This is a genomic window from Tropicimonas sp. TH_r6 (assembly GCF_033101155.1).
Taxonomy (GTDB): domain Bacteria; phylum Pseudomonadota; class Alphaproteobacteria; order Rhodobacterales; family Rhodobacteraceae; genus Tropicimonas.
Window position 1 is genome coordinate 1 of the sequence record NZ_JAWMPX010000084.1, and the last position, 1,033, is coordinate 1,033.

The 1,033-nt window shown below is 66.3% G+C and carries 1 protein-coding gene; it reads right to left on the bottom strand.

The genetic code is table 11. The features are described 5' to 3' along the window. The coding region (locus tag R3X27_RS25490; RefSeq protein ID WP_411572545.1) for a calcium-binding protein at positions 1-1,033 on the bottom strand (1,033 nt) is incomplete at both ends.

Below are 1,033 nucleotides of genomic sequence, written 5' to 3' on the forward strand. Positions count from 1 at the left end.
GATCTGCTCCGCCGTTGAGAGAGCGGAGATGTCCCAGCTTTGGCTGTCGAAGGTGAGGGTCTCGATGCGGGTGCTTGAGCTGTAGAAATGGTCGCTGAGGGTCACGGCGCTCAGGTGATTTCCCTGCCCGTCTGTCGCGTGGATGACGAGGTCGTAGCCCGAGGTCTCGAAATCCAGCATCAGCACGCTGGAGACGAAGCCGGTCAGGTCGAGCGTGTCGGTGCCGCCGCCTGCATCTTCATCCACGGTGGTGCTCTGGGCGCGATACTCCGTACCCGCCGCGCGTTCGATCACGTAGAGGTCGTTGCCGGAGCCGCCATGGAGGATATCCGTGCCGGTCTCGCCTGTCCGCAGCGTGTCGTTGTCCTCCTGCCCGTAGAGCGTGTCATTGCCGGAGCCGCCGTGCAGGATATCGTCGCCGTCGCCGCCCAAGAGCGTGTCGGCGCCCGCGCCGCCGTCCAGCGTGTCGGCGCCAGCCTCGCCGTCCAGCACGTCGTCGCCGCCATCGCCGTCGAGCGTGTCGTTGCCAGCGCCGCCAGAGAGGCTGTCATCGCCGTCCTTCCCGGCCACGATGTCATCGCCGCCAAGCGCGCTGAACCTGTCGGCCCCAGCGGTTCCGCTGAGGGTCTGGGCGCTGTCATCGGCGGCCCACTGGACATGTCCGGAGATCTCCTGCGCCGTTGAGAGAGCGGAGATGTCCCAGCTCTGGCTGTCGAAGGTGAGGGTCTCGATGCGGGCGCTGGAGCTGTAGAACTGGTTGTAGAGCGTGACATTGCTCAGGCGGGTTCCGAGGCTGTCGAGCGCGTGGATGACGAGGTCGTGGCCCGAGGTCTCGAAATCCAGCGCCGAGAGGCTGGAGACGAAGCCTGTCAGGTCGAGCGTGTCGGTTCCGCCGCCGCCGGTGTAGTCATTCACGGTGACGCTCTGGGCGCGATACTCCGTGCCCGCCGCGCGTTCGATCACGTAGAGGTCGTTGCCGGAACCGCCATAGAGCACGTCCGTGCCGGTCTCGCCGGTCCGCAGTGTGTCGTTG